1 protein-coding gene is annotated in these 1,003 nt (G+C 36.3%); it reads right to left on the reverse strand.

The annotated features are described in order from the left end of the window. Nucleotides 1–153 precede the first annotated feature (153 nt). Entirely contained in the window at nucleotides 154–831 is a 678-nt protein-coding gene (locus K1I44_RS14960) for a M16 family metallopeptidase (RefSeq protein WP_370628023.1), read from the reverse strand. Nucleotides 832–1,003 lie beyond the last annotated feature (172 nt).

The following is a 1,003-nucleotide window of genomic DNA, read 5'->3' on the forward strand; positions in this document are numbered from 1 at the left end:
AAGCATCGTTTCCACACTTACGAAACACGAAAAAAACGTGTGGGACTCGTTGTGTCTTCTGTTGGCAGGCGAAACGATCGATCGAGTTCTTTCCGCTACCTAGGGCATTTTCTATGACAGAAATGCCCTATATGTGCTAGGCTACTTTACACACTAGCACTGGGGGGGAATAGTTACAGTTAAAGAGTAAATATCGTCAAATATACCCTTTAATGTATTTTCTACTTCCCATACATCAATAGCATCAATAGTTTCCAAAATTTTATCAACATCAGAAGATTTATGTATACCTAAAAGCTCCTCCTGGCCAAAGAAAAACATCCTTTGTATCGTATTCTCAGTTAAAAATATTATTTCGCTCTTAAGAACTCTTTTAGAACGATTAAATTCATCTAGTGTAATCCCTACTTCTTTGACACTTTCAATAACTTCCATAATTGCACTATGCACATCCCACAAATTTTCTTTGCCCGTTGAAGCTAAGATTCGAAACAATCCTACCTCTTCAAACACTATTGGATGAGACTGGATATTATAGACTAGCCCTCTTTCTTCACGTAACACCTTGTTTAATCGAGAATTTCTTCCTACTCCAAAAAGATGGCTCATAATATAATAAGTATAATACTCACGCATAGGAACATCAGATGAAATAGCAGGAAACAATATACACATGTGAGACTGGTATTCTTGACTGTGGATAGGAATGTAATTAATACCTCCATTAAACATTATAGGTTGTGTTTTCTTTTCTACTGTCTTTCCGAAACCGATATTTTCTAATATTTTCACTATATCATGTAACATGTCCTCTTTTACATCTCCTGAAATCGAAACAACAGTATTATTTGATAAATAAAATTTCCGATAAAACTCATGTAACTATTCACCCCAGTGCTAGTGTATAAAAAAGCCCAGCACAAATAGGGCATTTCGGTCATAGAAAATGCCCTAGGTAGCGGAAAGAACTCGATCGATCGTTTCGCCTGCCAACAGAAGACAC

It is taken from the genome of Anoxybacillus sp. ST4 (assembly GCF_019448545.1).
Classification (GTDB): domain Bacteria; phylum Bacillota; class Bacilli; order Bacillales; family Anoxybacillaceae; genus Anoxybacillus; species Anoxybacillus pushchinoensis.